Here is an 18,933-nt window from a genome sequence, read left to right as displayed (position 1 = left end):
CGAGGCGATCGCCTGCGACACCGGATGCCAGCTGGTCAGGTCAGTGGTGGAGCACCTGGCCGAGGCGGGGCAGCAGGAGTCGTTTCCAACTGCGTTCGACGGCATTGCGGGCCATCTTCTGGCGGCGGTCCTCGATGTCGAAACCTGTCTGCGTCAGCAGGAGTCGGGTGCCATGACCCTGCGGGTGCAGCGTCCAGTCGACGATCCATCGGGTGGGATAGTCGGCCCGTGGATATGTCCAGGTGTAGGACAGTTGGTCGGAGGGACGCGCGGTCAGGACCTCGCAGAGGATCTCGTCTATCGGCGAATCCGTGGTGGTGAATCGGAAATGGGTTCCGGCGGATGCTACGAACCCGGTCGGCCGGAGCAGCCACTTCTCGAGTAGATCCGGTTCGGTCAGGGCCCGCCATACCGCGTCCGGAGGCTGCCGGAAGAAGCTGCCGAGCTCGACAGCGGCGGGATTCAACCGCGTATCGGCGATCATCGTTTCGCTCAATTCGCCTGACCTTCCTTGTATTTCGCCTCCATTTCCGCGGCGAGCTGCGGCTTCTCGGCTTCCATCTTCTGGACGTACGCGACCGCGTCACCGACGGTCCGCAGACCCGCGAGGTCTTCATCGGGGACCTTCACGCTGTACCGGTCCTCCAGCTGTACCGCGATCTCCACCTGCGACAGCGAATCGATTTCCAGGTCTTCGACAAAGGACTTCTCGAGCGTCACTTCGGACGCATCGATTCCCGTCACCTCTTCGACGATCTCCGCGATCCCGGTGACGATTTCTTCCTGGGTGCTGGCCACGAAACACTCTCCTCGATGTGACGACATATACCTGAACGGCAGTGCCAGTACGCTAAAAGCTCCAGTGGGGTGGAGGTTCAAGGACTTGTGACGGACGACACAAAGCCCGCTGCGCTGATGAGCATCGGGGAATTGGCGCGCAACTCAGGGCTGCCGGTGCGCACAATCCGGTTCTACTGCGACGAAGGCATTCTCGAATCCCAGCGCAGCGGCGGCGGACATCGAATGTTCGACGCCGACAGCGCGACCGAACGACTGCTACTCGTGCGGCGGTTACGGGCGCTCGGACTCGGGTTGGACTCGATCACCGGCGTGCTGCGCGAAGAACAGTCGATGGAGGAGGCCATCGCCGCCGAAAGCGCCAAGCTCGATATCGAATTCAGGTCGCTGGCCTGGCGTCGCGCATCGGTACGGGCCATGGAGGCGGCCGCCCCGGAACAACGCGCCGACCGGCTCGCCCTACTGGCCGTGGCACAGGACGGTAATGCGTTGCACGAGTGCCTCATCCGGTTCTGGCACCGCATTCTCACGCCGATTCCGCGGTCCGACAGTGACGGCTGGGTGTGCTGGAACGTGCCCGAGCCGCCCACCGACCCATCAGTCGACGAGGTCGTCACCTACGCAGAACTGGCCGCCCTCGCCTCCAGCCCGGACCTGAACAAGGCTGTCCGACACCAATACTGGCGAGATCGGCCCGACCTGATCCGCGACCCGCGAGCCCTCTACCACGAGATGGGCGAGCTGATGATCGACGTCGTGCCCCTCGTAGCCGACGGCATTCCCCCGCACCCCGGCAACGAACTCGACCGATTCGTCACCGCCCACGCCACCGCCCGCGGCGAACGCGACACCCGGCAATTCCGCGAACACCTCCTCCGCGACGCAACCGACTCCGACCCCCGAATCCACCGCTATTGGTCCCTGACAGACCGACTCCTCGGACCCCGAGTCACGATCGGCCGCGCCCACGACTGGCTGTACAACGCATTGGAACAGGCGTCAGCCGCAAGGGCCGGTTAGGCCCGAAAGGGGCCGTGCGCCTGCCTTATTGGAACAGGGTGTTCCAGAAGGTGCAGCGGTGGTCGGCGGTGAAGGTCTCGGAGAATTGGTTTCCGGCGGGGCGGAAGGAGAGGAAAGTCGGGGCGGCAGGGGTGTATTGAGGGATGGCGGGGAGGCCGACGGGGTCGGGGGTGCCGGTGTTGATGAAGCGGGTCCAGTAGCGGCGGATGTCGGATTGGAGGCGGCGTTGGGGTGGGGTCATGACGCCGTCCAGGGCGAAGCCGGCTTGGACCAGGTCGAAGAGGGAGGGGAGTTCGGCGGCGTGGTAGGCGCCCATGGGGAAGGTGCTGGGTGGGGCCAAGGCGCCGCGGTCGTCGAATTCGTAGACGTAGGTGGGGTTTTGGCGGGAGAGGTCGGAGACCTGGGAGATGAGTTTGCAGACTAGTTGGTCTGTCCAGGCTCGGGTGAGAGCCAAGGCCGGTTGGGGGTAGTCGGTGACCGGATATTCGGCGACGACCTGGTCTGTTCGAGGTGGAGTCAGGTCGGGGATCTTGGCGGCGAGGAGGCGGGGATAGTCGGCGGCGGTCATGACCGGGCCGAGGGGGATGCCGTATTTGATCCAGACCCAGAGGGCCACCTCGTCGTGATTGGAACCGACGAAGGTGGGGATGTGGGACATGCCACCGGATTTCAGCAGGGTCAGCGGGCTTTCGGGGAGGTAGGCGTTGCCGTGGACGATATTGGTGTCCTCGGGGCCGCGGTCCACCAGGATGTCGGGCGAGAGGGCGCGCAGGCAGGTGGCGTCGTCGGTGGCGGGGCAGCCCGCGGCGGCAGCCCAGGCGTCGCCTTCGGCCTCCGCGTCCGGCAGGGATTGGCTCGCACACGGGCCGCTCTGGAGGATGGCGGCCTGGAAGAGGGGCTTGGAGGACGGGGTGGCCATGTGGGCGCAGATCGAGACGCCGCCGGCCGATTCGCCGTCCAGGGTGACGCGGTCGGGGTCGCCGCCGAACGCGGCGATATTGCGGTGGACCCAGCGCAGCGCGGCCTGCTGGTCCATGAGCCCGTAGTCGCCGGAGCCGGAACCGTCGTCCAGGGCCGAGGCGGCCAGGAAGCCGAACAGGCCGAGGCGATAGTTGATGGTGACGACGATGACGTCACCGTCGGGTTGGGAGACCAAAGGGGCTGCGCCGTACATGCTTCCGGTGCCGGTCTGCAGGCTGCCGCCGTGGATCCACAGCATGACGGGCAGGGCGCGGCCGTCGGCGGGGAGGGTCGGCGGCGTCCAGACATTGAGGTACAGGCAGTCTTCGACGGTGGTGCGCAGGCCGCCCAACCCGGTCGGCTGGGCGCAGTTCGGGCCCGCATCGCGGGCCTCACGAACACCGGGCCACGGCGCGACCGGCTCGGGCGGCCGCCAGCGGAGCGCACCGACCGGTGGTGCGGCGTAAGGGATCCCATTGAACAAGCGATACGACGGGGTCGAGACACCATGCAACGCACCACTATCGATGGTGACCGTGTCGGGAGCGGGCCCCGAATACGCCCGCGCCACCGGGCCGTTCACCGCGAAGATCACCACCAAGAGCGCCACCGCCGCGAACACCGCGCCGGATCCCCGCCTCATCCACCCCTGTTCACGCACGATCACCCGAGCCTCCTGGGCCAGCAAGCGCTATCGCGTAGTCGTTCGATACTAGTCGGCCGGTCCGGACGGGGGTCCGAAGTCTCACGAAACCGGGAAAACTCCTGCGTACGGACGGGTCCGCACCGCGGATCCGTCTCACGGCGAGACGCTTGTTGACACTCGATTCAGGTCGGGACGACGGTGGCCCCATGACCCGCACCTCCCCCGATGCGCTCGACGTGTTCGACCCCGCGCACATCGACGACCCCTACCCGCTGTACCGGCGGCTGCGCGAGCAATCCCCTGTCTACCGCATCCCGGGCACCGACTTCTACCTGGTGACGTCCTGGGATCTGGTGACCGAGGCCGTGAATCGCGGCGACGAGTTCTCCTCGAACCTCACCGGCGCCCTGCTGCGGCAGGAGGGGCAGCCGCCCGTCACCTTCGACATGGACGGCGGCGGCCAGGCCGTCCACGTGCTCGCCACCGCCGACGACCCGAGCCACCAGGCCCAGCGCAAACTCGTGCAACCCTTGCTGGCCAAACGGATTCGCGGCCTCGGACCGACCGCCGAGGAACTGGTGGACCGGCTGTGGACCGAGGAACGGCACGACGATCGCATCGACTGGGCGACCGGCATGGCCGACCGCCTCCCCCTGGCACTCGTCGCCGACATCATCGGACTCCCCGACGCCGCTGTGCCGCAACTGCTCACCTGGGCCTACGACAGCACCGAGATGCTGGGCGGCGTGGTCGACTCGGACCGTTTCGTGCAGCTGGTCACCGCCGCCACCGAACTCACCGGCTATCTGCACACCGAATTCGCGGCCGCCCAGCGCAACCCGGGCGACGACCTGCTCGGCGTGCTGGCCCGCGCCTGCGCGGACGGGCAGATCACCGACGTGGTGGCCGTGCTGATCCTGGTCCAACTCGTCGGCGCGGGCGGCGAATCCACGGCCGGCCTCATCGCCAATGCCGCCCACCTGCTGGCCACCCGACCCGACCTCCAGGACGAGCTGCGCGCCGAACCCGCCCTGCTGCCCGCCTTCCTGGACGAGGCGCTGCGCCTGGAATCACCGTTCCGAGGCCATCATCGGCACGTCACCACCGATACCGTGCTGGGCGGCATCGCGATTCCCGCGGGCAGCCACCTGCTGCTGCAGTGGGGCGCCGCCAATCGCGACCCGGCCCGCTTCGAGGATCCGGACACCCTCGACCTGGACCGCCGCAGCGGCGCCAACAATCTCGCGTTCGGGCGCGGCATCCACTTCTGCATCGGCTCGGCGCTGGCCAAGCTGGAGGCCACCGCCGCGCTCACCGCCCTGCTGGAACGGACCACGGCGTTCACCCTCGTCGAAGACGCCCCGCCGCAGTGGTTTCCGAGCATCTTCGTGCGCCGCCATCGCACCCTGCCGCTGCGCCTCCACATCCGAAACACGTGAGCCCGCGCGGACTCGCCCGGATTCTTCCGCGCGTCCGCCGCGTGCCGGGGGCGTGGTCACGGCATGATCGTCGTCGATCGATCAGGGGGGCATCCACAGCTGTGACCACAGGAAAGGGGTTTTGTTCGTGAAGACCGTGTACGTCCGCCGCATCACCCTGGCGGCAACCGCGTGTGCCCTGTCCGGTGCGCTGGCCGCGCCGGCCGCCGCCGACGCCGCGCCGCAGAAGATCACGCTCGACTACGCCAAGGGCCAGTGCGGCCAGACCACGCTGATAGCGCACTCGTTCACACCCACCACGCTGGAGATCACCACCTCCAGCAACTTCACCGACGACGCCAAGATCGACATGGCCGGGAAGCGCACCCCGCTGCCCGACACCTACGGCGCGGTCACCACCACCGTCGACCTGGGCACCCCGATGCCGGGCGCCATCCCGTTCGAGGTGTCGGGCTCGGAGTGGCCGGGCAGCCAGGGCACCGGCTGCAAGGGCTGGATCATCGTCGCCTGATCAGCGGTCCGGAAAACGATCGAGCCCCGGGAGCGATCCCGGGGCTCGATCGTTTCCGCGGCCTACTTGCCGTGGGTGCGCAGCTGGTAGAGGCCCTCGGTCTCGGCGACGACCACCCCGTTGGCGTCGGTCACCGTGGCCTTCAAGGTGAAGTCGGCCTTGCCCTTGATGTCGGCTTCCTCGGTGATCCGCGCGATCTCCGCCTCCGACAGCGTGGCCTCGGCGCGCACATCGGTGGCGGCGGGCTTGCGGAAGAACACGTGCAGGTCTTTCACCAACGGGAAGTACTTGGCGGTGTCGAAGGTGGAGATGGCGATCGCGCCGCCCAGGATCTCCGCGACCGTGAACAGCACACCGGCGTACATGACGCCGAAGTGATTGCCGTTGCCCTCGATCGGAACCGTGGTGGCGGCGTACCCGGGCCGCACCTCCTGCGCCTGCACGCCCATCTTGTGCGCGATCGGAATCGTGTGCTCCAGGGCACCGTTCACGATCTCGTGCAGCGGCGGGGCTTCGTTCGCCATGCGGACCTCCTCGTCCCAGCTGTTTCTGACATCTTTGGCGCCACTTACTGACGTGCTGCCAACAAGGTGAATCATTCCGCCTGAGAGGGTTGCCGCGCAACTCTTTCATCCCAGCCCGTGAAACCCGCCACATCCAGGCAAATCATCCCACGACACCTCTAGTATGCAAGTCGTGTCCAAGACTTTCTCCGCCGCCGAGCGGGCCTACCGCGAAATCAAGGAACGCATACTCAGCGGCGACCTCCCCGGCGGGGAGCTGGTCAGCGAGAACGAGATGGCCGGCGAGCTGGGCACCTCCCGCACCCCCGTCCGCGAGGCCTTCCTGCGGCTCGAGACCGAGGGCTGGATGCGGCTCTACCCCAAGCGCGGCGCCCTCGTGGTGCCCGTCCCCTCGCACGAGGCCGACCATGTGATCCACGCCCGCTACATTGTGGAAACCGGTGCGGTGGACGCGCTCACCCGCATCGCCCGCGCGGGCCTCATCCCCCGGCTGCGCGAATCCCTGGACCGCCAACGCGAACTCGCCGACGCCGGCAACCTCGAGGAATTCGCCATCGCCGACGCCGACTTCCACCGCGAGTACGTGGTGGCCGCGGACAACCCGCTGCTCATCGGCTTCTACGACTCGCTGCGCGAACGGCAGCGCCGGATGAACAGCGTCGCGCTGCAACGCGGCGAGACCAACCCGCACCGCATCATCGAGCAGCACACCCGCCTCGCCGATCTGATCGACGCCGCCGACGGCGCCGGATTCGCCGAGGCCCTCGCCGAACACCTCACCGACGTGCACGGCGTCACCCCGAGGGGCCTGTGATGGCGACCCTGACCACCCTCGACACCCGCGTCGATCGGCTGGGCACGCACCCGAAGGCGTGGCTCGGCGTCGCGACGGCCATCTTCGCGATCGCCTGGGGCGGCAACGAATTCACGCCCCTGCTCGTCATGTACAAGCGCGACGGGCTGCCGGTCACCACCGTCGACCTGCTGCTGTTCGAATACGTGCTGGGCATCGTGCCCGCCCTGCTGATCGGCGGCCCGCTCTCGGACCGCTACGGCCGCCGTCCGCTCATGCGGCCCGCGCCGTTCATCGCGGCCACCGGCTCGACGCTGCTGGCCTTCGGATCCCATTCGGTCCCCATGCTTTCCGCGGGCCGCGTGCTGTGCGGCATCGCGCTGGGCCTGGCCATGGCGGTGGGCAGCAGCTGGCTCAAGGAGCTGTCGCAGCCGCCGTTCACCGCCGGCACCGCCTCCGGCACCGGGGCGCGCCGCTCGGCCATGAGCCTCACCGGCGGCTTCGGCGTCGGCGCGGGCGTGGCGGGCGTGCTGGCGCAGTGGGGTCCGTGGCCGGACTCGCTCGCCTATCTGATCAATGTGACGCTGTGTGCGATGGCGGCGGCGCTGCTGTTCCGCGCGCCGGAAACCATCGCGCCACAGGTGAATCCGGGGCGACTACTCGACGATCTGAAGGTCCCCGTCGGTGCGCATCACCGCTTCCGGACCATCGCGCTGCCGGTGTGCCTGTGGCTGTTCACCTCGTCGGCGGCGGCCTACGCCATCATGCCGACGCTCATGATGCCCAAGGTACACGGCGCCCCGATCGCGTTCTCCGCCTTGATCACCGTGATCACCCTCGGCTGCGGTTTCGGCATCCAGTCGGTGGCGCGCAAGATCGATCGCCCCGGCTCGCTGCGGCTGCCGATGTTGGCGCTGAGCCTGGTCATCCTCGGAATGCTGCTCGCCGCAGCCGCTTCCGCCACCCTCACCCTGTGGCTGACCGTGCTGACCGCCGTCGCCCTGGGCATGGGATTCGGCAGCGGCCTGGTCGCGGGCCTGCTGGAGATCGAGCGTATGGCCCGCCCCGACGACCTGGCCGGACTGACCGCCGTCTTCTACGCGGTCAGCTACCTCGGCTTCGGCGTCCCGGCACTGATGGCGGTCTGCCACAACGGCCTCGGCGTCGGCTACCCCGCCATGTTCGGCGTCCTCGCCGCCGCCTGCGCGGTGTGCCTGGCCATCGTGAGCCGGTCCCGCCCGGCCTGAGCTCGGAGGTCCCGGCGGCGGCCCCCAACCGCCCGCCGCCGGGCCCCGCCTTACAGCGAGCGGGAGATGATCTCCTTCATGATCTCGCTGGTGCCGCCGTAGATGCGGTTCACGCGAGAACCCGTGTACATGTTCGCGATCGGGTACTCCATCATGTAGCCGTAGCCGCCGAACAGCTGCAGACAACGGTCGACCACCTTGTCGCAGGTCTCGGCCGCGAACAGCTTGGCCATGGACGCGGTCGACGGGTCGTTCTTGCCGTCGATGTACTGCTGGATCGCGTAGTCCACCAGCGTCTTGATGGCCAGCGCCTCGGTCTTGACCTCGGCCAGGGTGAACGCGTTGTGCTGGAACTTGCCGATCGGGCGGCCGAACGCCTCGCGCTCCTTGGAGTAGCGCAGCGCTTCCAGCACCGCGGCCTCGGCCAGCGCCGAGCACAGGCTGGCGATGATCAGCCGCTCCCGGGCCAGCTGCTCCATGAGCTGATAGAAGCCCAGACCCTCCTGCGCGCCCAGCAGATTCGCCACCGGCACGCGCATGTCGGAGAAGAACAGCTCGCGGGTGTCCTGCGCGTGCTGGCCCATCTTCTCCAGCACCCGGCCGCGCTCGAAGCCCGGCAGATCCTTGGTCTCGGCCACGATGAGCGAGACGCCCGCCGCGCCCTTGGACGGGTCGGTCTTGGCCACGATCACCAGCAGATCGCAGTGGGTGGCGTTGGAGATGAACGTCTTCGAGCCATTGACGACGTAGTGGTCGCCCTCGCGGATCGCGGTGGTGCGCACCGACTGCAGATCCGATCCGGTGCCGGGCTCGGTCATGGCGATGGCCAGCACCAGCTCGCCGCTGATGATGCCCGGCAGCCACTTCGCGCGCTGCTCGTCATTGCCGTAGTTGTAGATGTAGTGCGACACGATCGGCGAGTGCACGGAGAAGCCGAAGCCGTTGTCGTGGGCGTAGACCAGCTCTTCCTGGACGATGGCCTGCATGCCGTAATCGCCGCCCGCGCCGCCGAATTCCTCCGGCAAGTCCAGGCCGAGCAGGCCCGCGGCGCCGGCCTTGTTCCAGAACTCGCGGTCGACCATGTGCTGGGCGGTCCAGCGCTCGCGATGCGGCATGGCCTCCTTGCGGAAGAACTCCGCGGCGTGCTTGCGCAGCTCGCGGTGCTGATCGGTCTCCCAGGTGGGCCGGTAGTCGGGGAACAGTTCGGACATCGGTGTCACTCTCCGTTGTTGCGTCGAATGCCGTTGAGCGGCAGGTCTTCCCGAGCGGCGATGGCTTCGAGCTCGGCGATGGTCTTGTCGGCGAAGGCCTTCCGGAAGGCCTCGTGGGTCCCGTCGGCGCCGAAGGTGGCCAGCGCGCCCAGGAAGAAATGCGGCTCGACCGCGCCCAGCGCGACGTGGCCGTCGGCGCATTCGTAGATGCCGTAGCCGGGGAACGCGCCGCCCAGTACCGCGCCGTCGCCCATGAGGCGGTAGCGCACGGCGTCGCCCGCGCGGGCCGCGGCTTCCTCCAGGGCGACCCGATACGGCTGTCCCGCACCGGTTGTCGCCCGGCGCACCAGGGCGGCCAGGGCGGTGGAGACCGCGCGCTCCGCGCCGAGCATGTCGGCGATCGGGACCTTCGGCATGTGCGGCGGGGTCAGGGTGCCGTGTACGGCTTGGTAATTCAGGTCGTGGCCCGGGACCTCGGGCTCGTCGGCGTGGCCGATGATCTCGATGAGCGAGAGCTCCGGGAAGCGCTGCTGCGGCTGTGCCAGGCCGAGGCGGGCCAGGGCGGAGGGCCGCATGGAGGTGATGAGCAGGTCGGCGGTGGCCAGCAGCTCGTCGAGCTTGGCGCGGTCGGCGTCCTGCTTCACGTCGAGGGTGACGACCTGCTGGCTCGCGACCAGGTGCTCGTACCACTGCGGCGCGGCGGCGGCCAGCGGGTCACCGGTCGGCGGCTCCACCTTGATCACCTGTGCGCCCAGCTCGGCCAGCCGCGCGGCGGCCAGTGGGCCGGGCAGGTTGACCGCCAGGGACACGACTTCGACTCCGACCAGGGGCCGCAGCGTTGGTTCCTCCATATCGCGAACGATACAGTTGTATCGTGAACCGGTCAATCACATCAATTACCGGGCACACGGCCCGGAACCGCTAAATTGAGGGGCGATGCTGAACCCACGAGCCACCAATGAGGACCTGACCGCCAAGGCCCGCATCCGCAACGCCGCCATGGACCTGTTCGCCCAGTACGGCGACTCCCGGGTGTCGCTGCGCGCGGTCGCGGCCGAGGCCAGCGTGACCCTCGGGCTGGTTCAGCACCACTTCAAGACCAAGGACGGCCTGCGCGACGCGGTCGACAAACTGGTCGTCGAATACTTCGCACAGGCCGTCGCCTCGATCCCACCGACCGGCACCCACGCCGAGGTCGCCTCCGCCCGCGACGAAGCGGTGCGGAACATGCTGCACGCCAACCCCGCCGTGGTGAACTACATCCGCCGGTCACTGCTCGAGCCCTCCGAGACCCGCATCCACCTGCTGGACGCGGTGGTCGAACTGACCCGCAGCGAGGTCGCCGGACTCCGCGCGGCGGGCCTGGCCTCGACCGACAAACCGGAATCGGACCAGATCGTGGCCGTCCTACTCCGCCAATTCGGCGAACTCCTCCTGGCACCCATGCTCGATGCCGTCTGGGAGCGCGTCTCACCCGACAACCCCACCCGCCCCCGCCTGTCCATCACAGTCAAGGACTAACCCACCCGAGCCGCCGAGTGGCACATTATGGCGGCATAACCAGACAAATCCCCTCCACGGCGTGCCGCTCGGCGGAGTGGGGGGATCAGTTTTCGGTGGGGAGGCCGGCTTCGGTCCAGTCTTCGATGCCGTCGCGGTATTTGCGGATGTTGGTGTAGCCCAGGCGCTCCAGCTTGGTCGCCACGTTCTGGCTGTTGGGGCAGGCCGCGTTCGAGCAGTAGGTGACGATGGCGGCGTCGCGGTCCGGAAGCAGGCGCGGCGCTTCGGTTTCCACGTCGGCCTCGATCAGGGCGAGCGCGCCGGGCAGATGCGCCGTGGCGTAGTACGTGCCGCCGAGGGCGTCGAGCACGGTGACGGTTCCGGCGGCGATTTCCTGGGCGAGTTCCTCGCGGGTGATGAGTGCGGTCATGGGAGTTCCTTTCACGGAAATTTATGTGCGTGTGCACGCTACTACTTAGGTGTGCGCGCACGCAACTGGGTTACGATGGGGCGGTGTCCTCCCGATCCCATTCGGCCGTGCACGCCTGGGCCGCCCTGCTCCAGGTCCACGCCCTCCTCGTGCCCGAGCTCGACGCCGAACTGCGCCGCGCCACCGGGCTGCCGCTGAGCTGGTACGACGTCCTGCTGGAACTCGATGCGCCGCACCGGCTCCGGATGAGCGATCTCGGTGAACGGGTGGTGCTCAGCCGCACCCGGGTGAGCAGGCTGGTGACCGAGATGGAGATGCAGGGGCTGGTCCGGCGCGAAGCCAATCCCGACGACGGACGGTCGGCGTTCGTGGCCATCACCGACCAGGGCCGGCGGAGATTCCGGGAGTCCGCGCCGCACTATCTCGCGGGCATCGAACGGCGCTTCGGGGAGAAGCTGGACGCGAAGGAGCTCGAGACCCTCGCGTCCGCGCTGCGGAAAGTGCTGGCCCCGGCCGATATCGCCGGGCCCGAGGGCGGCACGCCGTAGTTCGGCGCGGGCTGTGCAGAACGGTTGCCGCCGGGCGGGGTGACGGGAACAGTGGATGCCGGAATCGATTCGATCGGACCGGATTCGAACAGAGGAGACATCTCGTGCGCTTCGGCATCTTCATCCCGCAGGGCTGGCGGCTCGACCTGGTCGGCATCGACCCGGCCGCGCAGTGGGGAGTGATGCGGGACCTGGCCACGCGCGCGGATTCCGGGGACGCCTGGGAATCGCTGTGGGTCTACGACCACTTCCACACCGTCCCCGTACCCACCGAGGAGGCCACCCACGAGGCGTGGACGCTGATGTCGGCGCTGGCCGCGAGCACCTCGCGAATCCGGCTGGGGCAGATGTGCACCGCCGTCAGCTACCGCGACCCGGCCTACCTGGCCAAGGTCGCCGCCACCGTGGACCTCATCTCCGGCGGACGCGTGGAGATGGGCATCGGCGGCGGCTGGTACGAGCACGAATGGCGCGCATACGGATACGGATTCCCGTCCGCCGGTGAGCGATTGGGCCGGCTCGACGAAGGCGTGCAGATCTTCCAGCAGGCCTGGACGACGGGGAAGGCGACCCTCGACGGCAAGCACTACCGGGTAGACGGCGCGATCGTGCGGCCGCTTCCCGTGCAGGAGGGCGGGATTCCGATCTGGGTCGCGGGCGGCGGCGAGAAGGTGACGCTGCGGATCGCGGCGAAGTACGCGCGGTACACCAACTTCGCGGGCGACCCGGAGACCTTCGCGCAGAAATCGGAGCTGCTGCGCGGCCACTGCGCCGCGGTCGGAACGGATTTCGACGCCATCACCCGCAGCTCCAACTTCAATACGCTGGTCGGCGCGACCGAGGCCGAGGTCGAGGAGCGGCTGGCGCAGCTCGAGTCCCGGCTCACCCCGTTCGTCGGCGCGGAGGGCGCGGCCCAGCACGTGAAGGATCTGTTCCGCAACTCCCCCGCCGTCGGCACGCCCGAGCAGATCGTCGAACGGCTCTCGCGGGTCAAGGATCTGGGGCTGGGATATTCCATCCACTACTTCCCCGAGACCGCCTACGACACCTCGGGTGCGGAGTTGTTCGAGCGTGAGGTGATTCCCGCGCTGCGCTGACGGGTCAGCGCGGCAGCACGACCGGGTCGGTGCAGCTCGACGGCGCGTCCAGCAGCGAGCAGGTCTTGGGCTCGCGGGTCGGACGGTAGCCGGCGGGAACGCCGCCCGCGCCGGTGATGGCGGTATACGCCGGGACCGCGTCGGTGGGCCGGCGGGTGAGGGTCGGATCGGTCTCGACATCGACCGTGTAGAGGCCGAATCGCGGTGTGTAGGAACCCCACTCGTAGTTGTCGGCGAGGCTCCAGTAGTTGTAGCCGATCACGTTCATCCCGTCGGCCTTGGCGCGCTGGACCCAGTAGACGGTGTCGCGCAGGTCGTCGGCGCGGGTGTAGCCGTCGGCGCGGGGCGCGGCGTTCTCGGTGGGCATGCCGTTCTCGACGATGTAGAGCGGCTTGCCGGGGAAGGCGCGCGCGTAATGGTCCAGCGCGTAGTAGATGCCCTCGGGCTGGAGCGGGTTCTTCCACAGCGAGGCGATATCGGGTGAGTACGGGGCGTCCGGGGACATGCCGTAGTAGTAGTCGATCCCGATGTAGTCCAGCTTGGCCGCGATCCGGCTCATCAGCGGCCCGTCCACCGCGTCCTCGATACTCGGCAGGTAGGCGACATTGCTGGTGACCATCGCGCCCGGCTGCACCTGGTGGATGTAGTCGTAGACGGTGTTGTGCGCCTGCGCGATTCGATCCTGCATGACCGGCATGGCGGCCGCGGACACAGCGCCCATCCGAAGCTCGTTGAGCATGTACATGGTGGGTTCGTTGAACGTCACCCACAGCGGATCGGCGGCGGCGTAGCGATCCACCACGGTGCGGGCGTTGGCGAGCCAGTCCGACACCATGTCCGGGTTGTTCCAGCCGCCGCGATCGGCCTCCCAGCCGGGGTACACCCAGTGGTCGAGGGTGAGCATGGGCCGCATTCCGGCGGCGCGGATGGCGCCGATCACCTTGTCGTAGAAGCGAAGTCCGTCCTCGTCCCACACCCCCGGCTGGGTCTGCACGCGCGCCCATTCGACGCTGATCCGGTACACCTTCACCCCGAGCTGCCTTGCCAGCTGGATGTCGGACTCGTAGCGGTCGTAGAAGTCGATCGAGTCGCGGTAGGCGTCCTCGGTCTGCCCGGAGGCGGCGTATCGCGACCAATTGCTGTCCGGCGCATGGCCTTCGGACTGGAAACCGGAATTGGCGACGCCCCACAGGAAATCCGGGCCCAGCGGCGCGATTCGGGCGGGCGGCTCGGGCCGGGCGAACGCGGGTGCGGCGGTCACGGTCATTCCAGCGGAGGCGGCCATGACCAGCAGAGCGAGGGTGGGGCGGCGGAAGCGCATGTCGAAAACCGTACACCGCTCGGTTTTGACGGACAAGGATCTCTCACAATCCCCTTAGACTCGAGCGATGGCGAAACGCGGACCCTACGGAAAGGGCATCGAACGGCGGGAGCAGATCCTCGAAGCCGCCCTGAAGACCATCGCGGAACGCGGCTTCCTCGCGACCTCGGTGGCCGAACTGGCCGAGGCCGTCGGGCTGAGCCAGAGCGGGCTGCTGCACTACTTCGGTTCCAAGGAGGAACTGTTCGTCGCGGTGCTGCTCAAGCGGGATCAGGTCGACGCCGCCGCCCATCTGAACGAGGCCACGCCCGAAGCCCTGATCCGGCTCATCCGCCACAACACCCAGGTCCCCGGACTCATCGAACTGTTCACCCACATGCAGGCCGCGGCCGCCGACCCCAACCATCCCGCCCACGAATACATGCGGGTGCACTACGAACTCGGCACCGCCGCCTTCGCCGAACTGATCCGCGGGTTGCAGCGCGCCGGAGAAGTCCCGTCCGCCGTCGACCCCGACGTGATGGCGACGTCGTTCATGGCTCTCACCGACGGTCTGCAAGCGCGGTGGCTCATCGACCCGACCATCGACATGGAGTTCTACCTACGGCAGTGCTGGACCCAGTTCACCGGCGTCGAGCCCGACGTCGGCTAGCCGAGCCACGCCGCGATCGCCAGGAACACGCCGATCAGCACGAACAGGATGCCCATCAGCGGGACGATGAACTTCACGTAGCGGTCGTAGCGCACCTTGGCCAGCGCGATACCACCGGTGACCACCGCGGTCGTGGGCGTCACCAGATTCGCCCAGCCCGACGCCGACTGCCAGGCTGTCACCACCAGCGACCGCGGCACGTGCGCGAAGTCGGCCAGCGGGGCCATGATCGGCATGGCCAGCGTGGCGTGCCCGGAGGTGGAGGGGATCAGGAACGCCAGCGGCACATTCACCAGGAACACCGCCACCGCGAACGCCGCCGACGAGGTGCCCGACACCACGCCCTCCAGCGCGTGCAGCACCGTGCTGGTGATCTGGGTGTTGTTCATGATCACCGTGACGCCGCGAGCCAGCACGATGACGAAGCCCGCGCCCACGAAATCACTGAAACCCTTGCCGATGTTCTCCGACATCTTGGCCTCGCCCAGGCCGCCCACCAGACCCACCACGATCGCGCCGACCAGGAACAGTGCGGTCAATTCCGGGAAATACCAACCCAGTTCCCAGCTGTAGGGTTTCGCGTCCGGCCCCTTGATGACGGTGCCCCACGGGATGATCGAGAAGATCATGAACGCGAAGGTGACGCCGACCAGCCACAGCACCGACACCTGACGGCGGGTCATCGGATCCGGTTCGTGCTCATCGGCTTTCACCTCGCTGTCGCCGGGCTGCCAGCCGGACCACGACTTGCTCGGATCCGCCTTGACGCGGCGCGCGTACCAGATCACGTAGGCGACGGTGACCGTCGTCAGGACCACCAGCATGGCCAGGCGCAACACGATGCCGTCCCCGATGGCGATGCCCGCCGCCGAGGACGCGGTGCCGGTGGCGAACGGGTTCACCGTCGAACACAGCACGCCGATGCCCGCGCCCGAGATGATCGCGCCGACCGCGGTCATGCGGTCGTAGCCCAGGGCCAGGGTCAACGGGACCAGCAGGGCGTAGAAGCCCAGGGTCTCCTCGGCGAATCCCTCGACCGTGCCGGCGATCGCGAACACCACCATGATGCCGACGATCAGCAGGATCGACCGGTTGCGCAGCTTGAACGCCAGGCGTCCGATCCCGCTGTCCAGCGCGCCGGTGGCGAAGGCGACGGTGATGAACGCGCCCACCGCGAGCACGAACAGGAACACCGCGGCCGCGCCGTACAGCGAGCCGCTCAGGTCCGGGGCGACCTGCGAGGTCTTCGGGTCCTGAATGCCGTAGAGGCCGTTGACCGGAGCCAGGAACAGGTCCCGGATGCGCGCCGAGAAGTCCTTGGCGTCCGCGATGCGGTGATAGGAGCCCGCGATCGGGCGGCCCTGCGCGTCCAGGTCGTACGCGCCCGGCGGAATCACGAAGGCCGCCAGCCACACCGCGAGGGTGACTCCGGCCAGGATCGTGTACGTGGACGGGAAGCCGCGCTTCTTCTTGTGCCGCACGGGCTTCGGGGCGTCCTCGATCGTCGCGGTCTCGCTCATGCGCGCATCCGGTCCGCGAAGAGCTGGAAGAACTCGGCCTCGGCCAGCGCCACATTCCGCAACTCGCTCAGCAGCACCCGCTCGTTGAAGCCGTGCATATTGCATTCGGAATCCTCGACACCGAGCATGAGCACCTCGGAACCGGGATTGGCGGCGGCCATGGAATTGGTCAGCGGAATGGAACCGCCCATGGCCGAATCGATGGCGTCGACACCCCACGCCTTGGTCATGGCCTCCCCCATGGCCGCGTACGCGGGACCGTCGGTGCGCGCGGCGAATCCGGTGCCGATATCGCCGCCGGTCACCTCCAGTTCGACCCCGAACGGCTCGGCCTTCCGCAGATGCTCGATGACGGCCCGCTGCCCCTCGGCCGGGTCCTGCTCCGGGTGCACGCGCACGTTCAGGTACGCCTTGGCGTACGGAACCACGGCGGACGCAGCGGTTTTCGTCGGCGGGGCGTCCAACCCGATGACGGTGATCGCCGGGCCGTACCAGATCCGCTCACCGATCGGACCGGTCCCGAGCAGCGGCATCCCCGGCCGCATCCCCGTCACCCGGGCGAATTCGGCGTCGGTGTAGTTCGCGCCCGTCCAGTGATCGCGGCGCAGCCCCGGCACCGCGACATTCCCGTCCGCGTCGTGCAGCGTGGCCAACGCGGTGATCAACGACAGCAGCGCGTCCGGCGCCGCACCGCCGAACTGCCCCGAATGCACCGGCGCGGCCAGGGTGCGCACCTCCACGAACACGTCCGCGACCCCACGCAAAGCGGTCACCAGCGTCGGCTGCCCCGCGCGAATATTGCCCGCATCGCAGATCAACAACGCGTCGGCCGCGAACAACTCCGGATGCTCGGCCGGATAGTCGTCGAAGACCGACCCGTACTCCTCCTGCCCCTCGATCACCACCGTCACCCCCACCGGCGGCCTGCCCCCGAACGCCCGCAACGCCCCGATATGCGCCACCACATTGGCCTTGCAGTCCGCCGCACCCCGCCCGTAGATCGCACCATCCTGTTCGGTGGGCGTGAACGGCGGTGTGTGCCACTGACTTTCGTCCCCCGACGGCTGAACGTCGTAATGCCCGTACAACAGCACGGTGGGCGCCCCCTCCGGAGCCGGAATCCGCCCGTACACCACCGGCGAGGTGTCGGGCAGATCCAACACCCGAATCTCCCCCACCCCCGACTTCCGCAACTCCTCGGCGACCAGATCGTGCGCCCGCTGGACGTTCTCCTTCGGATAGTCCGGGAACGCGATGGACGGGATCTCCACCAGCTGTCCGAGCAGTGCTTTCAACTCCGGCATGAGTCCGTCGACAGTACCGCTCAGATCCTGGCGCAGGTCCATTCCGCCATCGAACCACCGCCCGGCGTCAGTTCACCGCGAATCTTCAGCGACACGCAGAATCGGCAGCGGCGGGACCACTGCGGGGTCGGCCAGGACCGCGCGGCGGGCGAAGCCGAGGGCGCCGACGAGGATGGCGTCGTCGCCGAGCACCGCGGGTGCGATCCGAAGTCCGAGTGTGGGCGCCAGGGCCCGGCGGCCACGGAGATGATTCTCGATGGTCGGCGCGATCCACGGGAACCAGTCCGCCAGCAGGCCGCCGAGGACGACTTCGTCGGTATCGAGGAGGGCTGTGATCGAGAGAATCGCCGTGCTGATGGCAGCGGCGGCGGCGTCCATTGCCGAGAGTGCTTGGGGTGCGGACTGTCTCAGCATCGACAGGAGTTCGGAGTGGGCGGCGTGCAGGCCCTGGCTGTGGAGTAGAGCGGTGAGGCCGGCGGATTCGAGGACCGCTTCGGGGCCCGCGAAGGTGACCAGGCAGCCACGAGCGCCGCAGACGCAGTCGGGGCCGGACATGGCCACCGGGACGTGGCCGGGTTCGCCGGCGATGCCGTGGCTGCCGGTGTGGATGCGGCCGTCGAGGACGACGCCGCCGCCGATGCCGGTGCCCGCCTCGATGAGGACCAGGCCGCGGGAATCGCCAGGGCGGGCGTGGAATTCGGCGAGGGCGGCGGCATTGGCGTCGTTGATCACGTCGATCGCCACGGCGGGGGCCGGGAGGTGGGCGGCGATCAGGTCGCGGAGGGGGACCGATTCGAGCCAGCCGAAATTCGGTGCCACCACCACGGTTTGGCCGGGGTCGTCGAGGACCGGGCCGGCCATGGCGATCACCGCGCGGGCGAGGATGGGGGCGGGAACCGATTCGGGGAGCGTGGCGGTGGCGCGGGCGATGATGGACGCGATGGCGGCGGCCATGGCGCGGGGTGTGCCGGGAGCGAGGTCGTGCGCGATGGCGTCACGCCAGATGATGCCTCCAGCGAGGTCGCAGACCGCCACGCGGAGTTGTTCGGAGGTGACCTGGATGGCGGCCACGGCGGCGCGACCGGGGACCAGTCGCAGCGGGCGGCCGGGGCGGCCGCGAGCGCCGGAACGCTGGGCGTCGTCCTCGGCGACGAGGCCGCGGTCGGCGAGATCGGCGACGAGGGCGGTGACCGAACCGTGAGCCAGTCCGGTGGCGGCCGCCACCTCGGTGCGCGGGCAGGGGCCGTGGTCGGCGAGGTGGCCCAACACCAGCCCGAGGTTGCGACGGCGAATGGCGGCCGCGTCGGTCGGGGGCGACACGGTCGGGCCGCCGGGGGCGGCGGGCCGTCGGGTGGGCGGTACGGGATCCACGGGATCGAGATTATGGTGTCAGGTAATTATTTCAAGTGTTG

Annotated in this window: 20 protein-coding genes; 9 read left to right on the top strand and 11 right to left on the bottom strand. The window is 68.4% G+C overall.

Annotated elements, in window-relative coordinates:
• Positions 1 to 40: 40 nt before the first annotated feature.
• Both ABZ382_RS30490 and acpM read right to left on the bottom strand, forming a co-directional pair.
• Positions 41 to 496 carry an SRPBCC domain-containing protein gene (locus ABZ382_RS30490; RefSeq protein WP_357096044.1) on the bottom strand — a complete coding sequence of 152 codons (456 nt, stop codon included), beginning with the start codon at positions 494 to 496 and terminating at the stop codon, positions 41 to 43.
• Positions 493 to 798 carry a meromycolate extension acyl carrier protein AcpM gene (gene acpM / locus ABZ382_RS30485; protein WP_357096041.1) on the bottom strand — a complete coding sequence of 102 codons (306 nt, stop codon included), beginning with the start codon at positions 796 to 798 and terminating at the stop codon, positions 493 to 495. Before acpM ends, ABZ382_RS30490 begins: the two co-directional genes overlap by 4 nt.
• Before the next feature lie 87 nt (positions 799 to 885).
• On the opposite strand from acpM, the gene ABZ382_RS30480 reads away from it, so the two are divergent.
• Complete coding sequence (locus ABZ382_RS30480; protein WP_357096038.1) at positions 886 to 1,818, top strand: MerR family transcriptional regulator; 933 nt, start codon at positions 886 to 888, stop codon at positions 1,816 to 1,818.
• A gap of 25 nt (positions 1,819 to 1,843) precedes the next feature.
• Here ABZ382_RS30480 and ABZ382_RS30475 read toward each other — a convergent pair whose 3' ends face one another.
• Positions 1,844 to 3,421, bottom strand: a complete 1,578-nt coding sequence (locus ABZ382_RS30475; protein WP_357096035.1) for a carboxylesterase family protein — start codon at positions 3,419 to 3,421, stop codon at positions 1,844 to 1,846.
• Between the two features lie 209 nt (positions 3,422 to 3,630).
• On the opposite strand from ABZ382_RS30475, the gene ABZ382_RS30470 reads away from it, so the two are divergent.
• A complete protein-coding gene (locus ABZ382_RS30470; RefSeq protein ID WP_357096032.1) occupies positions 3,631 to 4,863 on the top strand; it encodes a cytochrome P450 in 1,233 nt (410 codons plus the stop codon).
• Positions 4,864 to 4,990: 127 nt separating this feature from the next.
• On the top strand, positions 4,991 to 5,374 hold the full coding sequence (locus ABZ382_RS30465; protein WP_357096029.1) for a hypothetical protein: 384 nt from the start codon (positions 4,991 to 4,993) through the stop codon (positions 5,372 to 5,374).
• A gap of 62 nt (positions 5,375 to 5,436) precedes the next feature.
• On the opposite strand, the gene ABZ382_RS30460 is transcribed toward ABZ382_RS30465, so the two are convergent.
• Positions 5,437 to 5,898, bottom strand: a complete 462-nt coding sequence (locus tag ABZ382_RS30460) for a YiiD C-terminal domain-containing protein (protein ID WP_357096026.1) — start codon at positions 5,896 to 5,898, stop codon at positions 5,437 to 5,439.
• Positions 5,899 to 6,061: 163 nt separating this feature from the next.
• On the opposite strand from ABZ382_RS30460, the gene ABZ382_RS30455 reads away from it, so the two are divergent.
• Together ABZ382_RS30455 and ABZ382_RS30450 are read left to right on the top strand one after the other, a co-directional pair.
• The gene (locus ABZ382_RS30455) at positions 6,062 to 6,712 is read left to right on the top strand and encodes a GntR family transcriptional regulator (protein ID WP_357096023.1); all 651 of its coding nucleotides are present in this window, start codon (positions 6,062 to 6,064) and stop codon (positions 6,710 to 6,712) included.
• Complete coding sequence (locus ABZ382_RS30450; protein WP_357096020.1) at positions 6,712 to 7,938, top strand: MFS transporter; 1,227 nt, start codon at positions 6,712 to 6,714, stop codon at positions 7,936 to 7,938. Before ABZ382_RS30455 ends, ABZ382_RS30450 begins: the two co-directional genes overlap by 1 nt.
• Before the next feature lie 50 nt (positions 7,939 to 7,988).
• On the opposite strand, the gene ABZ382_RS30445 is transcribed toward ABZ382_RS30450, so the two are convergent.
• Both ABZ382_RS30445 and ABZ382_RS30440 read right to left on the bottom strand, forming a co-directional pair.
• Positions 7,989 to 9,149, bottom strand: coding sequence for an acyl-CoA dehydrogenase family protein (locus ABZ382_RS30445; RefSeq protein ID WP_357096017.1), 1,161 nt, complete (start codon positions 9,147 to 9,149; stop codon positions 7,989 to 7,991).
• A 5-nt stretch (positions 9,150 to 9,154) separates the two neighbouring features.
• Entirely contained in the window at positions 9,155 to 9,985 is an 831-nt protein-coding gene (locus ABZ382_RS30440) for a CoA transferase (RefSeq protein WP_357096073.1), read from the bottom strand.
• Positions 9,986 to 10,085: 100 nt separating this feature from the next.
• On the opposite strand from ABZ382_RS30440, the gene ABZ382_RS30435 reads away from it, so the two are divergent.
• Positions 10,086 to 10,670: a helix-turn-helix domain-containing protein gene (locus ABZ382_RS30435; RefSeq protein ID WP_357096015.1), complete on the top strand. Its 585-nt coding sequence runs from the start codon at positions 10,086 to 10,088 to the stop codon at positions 10,668 to 10,670.
• An 85-nt stretch (positions 10,671 to 10,755) separates the two neighbouring features.
• Here ABZ382_RS30435 and ABZ382_RS30430 read toward each other — a convergent pair whose 3' ends face one another.
• Complete coding sequence (locus ABZ382_RS30430) at positions 10,756 to 11,079, bottom strand: rhodanese-like domain-containing protein (RefSeq protein ID WP_357096012.1); 324 nt, start codon at positions 11,077 to 11,079, stop codon at positions 10,756 to 10,758.
• 83 nt (positions 11,080 to 11,162) lie between these two features.
• On the opposite strand from ABZ382_RS30430, the gene ABZ382_RS30425 reads away from it, so the two are divergent.
• Together ABZ382_RS30425 and ABZ382_RS30420 are read left to right on the top strand one after the other, a co-directional pair.
• The gene (locus ABZ382_RS30425) at positions 11,163 to 11,627 is read left to right on the top strand and encodes a MarR family transcriptional regulator (RefSeq protein WP_357096009.1); all 465 of its coding nucleotides are present in this window, start codon (positions 11,163 to 11,165) and stop codon (positions 11,625 to 11,627) included.
• Positions 11,628 to 11,731: 104 nt separating this feature from the next.
• Positions 11,732 to 12,724, top strand: coding sequence for an LLM class F420-dependent oxidoreductase (locus ABZ382_RS30420; RefSeq protein WP_357096006.1), 993 nt, complete (start codon positions 11,732 to 11,734; stop codon positions 12,722 to 12,724).
• Positions 12,725 to 12,728: 4 nt separating this feature from the next.
• On the opposite strand, the gene ABZ382_RS30415 is transcribed toward ABZ382_RS30420, so the two are convergent.
• Positions 12,729 to 14,045 carry a family 1 glycosylhydrolase gene (locus tag ABZ382_RS30415; RefSeq protein ID WP_357096003.1) on the bottom strand — a complete coding sequence of 439 codons (1,317 nt, stop codon included), beginning with the start codon at positions 14,043 to 14,045 and terminating at the stop codon, positions 12,729 to 12,731.
• 67 nt (positions 14,046 to 14,112) lie between these two features.
• Between ABZ382_RS30415 and ABZ382_RS30410 the strand changes: the two genes are divergently transcribed.
• Positions 14,113 to 14,697, top strand: coding sequence for a TetR/AcrR family transcriptional regulator (locus tag ABZ382_RS30410; protein ID WP_357096001.1), 585 nt, complete (start codon positions 14,113 to 14,115; stop codon positions 14,695 to 14,697).
• Here ABZ382_RS30410 and ABZ382_RS30405 read toward each other — a convergent pair.
• From ABZ382_RS30405 to ABZ382_RS30395, 3 genes are read right to left on the bottom strand one after another with little or no spacing between them, the layout of a single operon-like run.
• Entirely contained in the window at positions 14,694 to 16,217 is a 1,524-nt protein-coding gene (locus ABZ382_RS30405; RefSeq protein WP_357095998.1) for a YfcC family protein, read from the bottom strand. The two genes, ABZ382_RS30410 and ABZ382_RS30405, sit on opposite strands and share 4 nt — an antisense overlap.
• Positions 16,214 to 17,563: a M20/M25/M40 family metallo-hydrolase gene (locus ABZ382_RS30400; RefSeq protein WP_357095995.1), complete on the bottom strand. Its 1,350-nt coding sequence runs from the start codon at positions 17,561 to 17,563 to the stop codon at positions 16,214 to 16,216. The genes ABZ382_RS30405 and ABZ382_RS30400 overlap by 4 nt, the downstream gene beginning before the upstream one ends.
• A 30-nt stretch (positions 17,564 to 17,593) precedes the next feature.
• A complete protein-coding gene (locus tag ABZ382_RS30395) occupies positions 17,594 to 18,892 on the bottom strand; it encodes an ROK family transcriptional regulator (protein ID WP_357095993.1) in 1,299 nt (432 codons plus the stop codon).
• Positions 18,893 to 18,933 lie beyond the last annotated feature (41 nt).

It is taken from the genome of Nocardia sp. NPDC005825 (genome assembly GCF_040630175.1).
In the GTDB taxonomy this organism is placed as follows: domain Bacteria; phylum Actinomycetota; class Actinomycetes; order Mycobacteriales; family Mycobacteriaceae; genus Nocardia.
Note: the sequence above shows the minus strand (reverse complement) of the source record. Positions and strands in the feature narration are given on the sequence as shown.

Bases quoted from the DNA above. Each gene is read 5' to 3' on its own strand.
- ABZ382_RS30470 (WP_357096032.1), top strand. From the start codon at position 3,631: ATGACCCGCACCTCCCCCGATGCGCTCGACGTGTTCGACCCCGCGCAC.
- ABZ382_RS30460 (WP_357096026.1), bottom strand. From the start codon at position 5,898: ATGGCGAACGAAGCCCCGCCGCTGCACGAGATCGTGAACGGTGCCCTG.
- ABZ382_RS30405 (WP_357095998.1), bottom strand. From the start codon at position 16,217: ATGAGCGAGACCGCGACGATCGAGGACGCCCCGAAGCCCGTGCGGCAC.
- ABZ382_RS30410 (WP_357096001.1), top strand. From the start codon at position 14,113: ATGGCGAAACGCGGACCCTACGGAAAGGGCATCGAACGGCGGGAGCAG.
- ABZ382_RS30475 (WP_357096035.1), bottom strand. From the start codon at position 3,421: ATGAGGCGGGGATCCGGCGCGGTGTTCGCGGCGGTGGCGCTCTTGGTG.
- ABZ382_RS30400 (WP_357095995.1), bottom strand. From the start codon at position 17,563: ATGGACCTGCGCCAGGATCTGAGCGGTACTGTCGACGGACTCATGCCG.
- ABZ382_RS30445 (WP_357096017.1), bottom strand. From the start codon at position 9,149: ATGTCCGAACTGTTCCCCGACTACCGGCCCACCTGGGAGACCGATCAG.
- ABZ382_RS30415 (WP_357096003.1), bottom strand. From the start codon at position 14,045: ATGCGCTTCCGCCGCCCCACCCTCGCTCTGCTGGTCATGGCCGCCTCC.
- ABZ382_RS30435 (WP_357096015.1), top strand. From the start codon at position 10,086: ATGCTGAACCCACGAGCCACCAATGAGGACCTGACCGCCAAGGCCCGC.
- ABZ382_RS30430 (WP_357096012.1), bottom strand. From the start codon at position 11,079: ATGACCGCACTCATCACCCGCGAGGAACTCGCCCAGGAAATCGCCGCC.
- ABZ382_RS30450 (WP_357096020.1), top strand. From the start codon at position 6,712: ATGGCGACCCTGACCACCCTCGACACCCGCGTCGATCGGCTGGGCACG.
- ABZ382_RS30455 (WP_357096023.1), top strand. From the start codon at position 6,062: ATGCAAGTCGTGTCCAAGACTTTCTCCGCCGCCGAGCGGGCCTACCGC.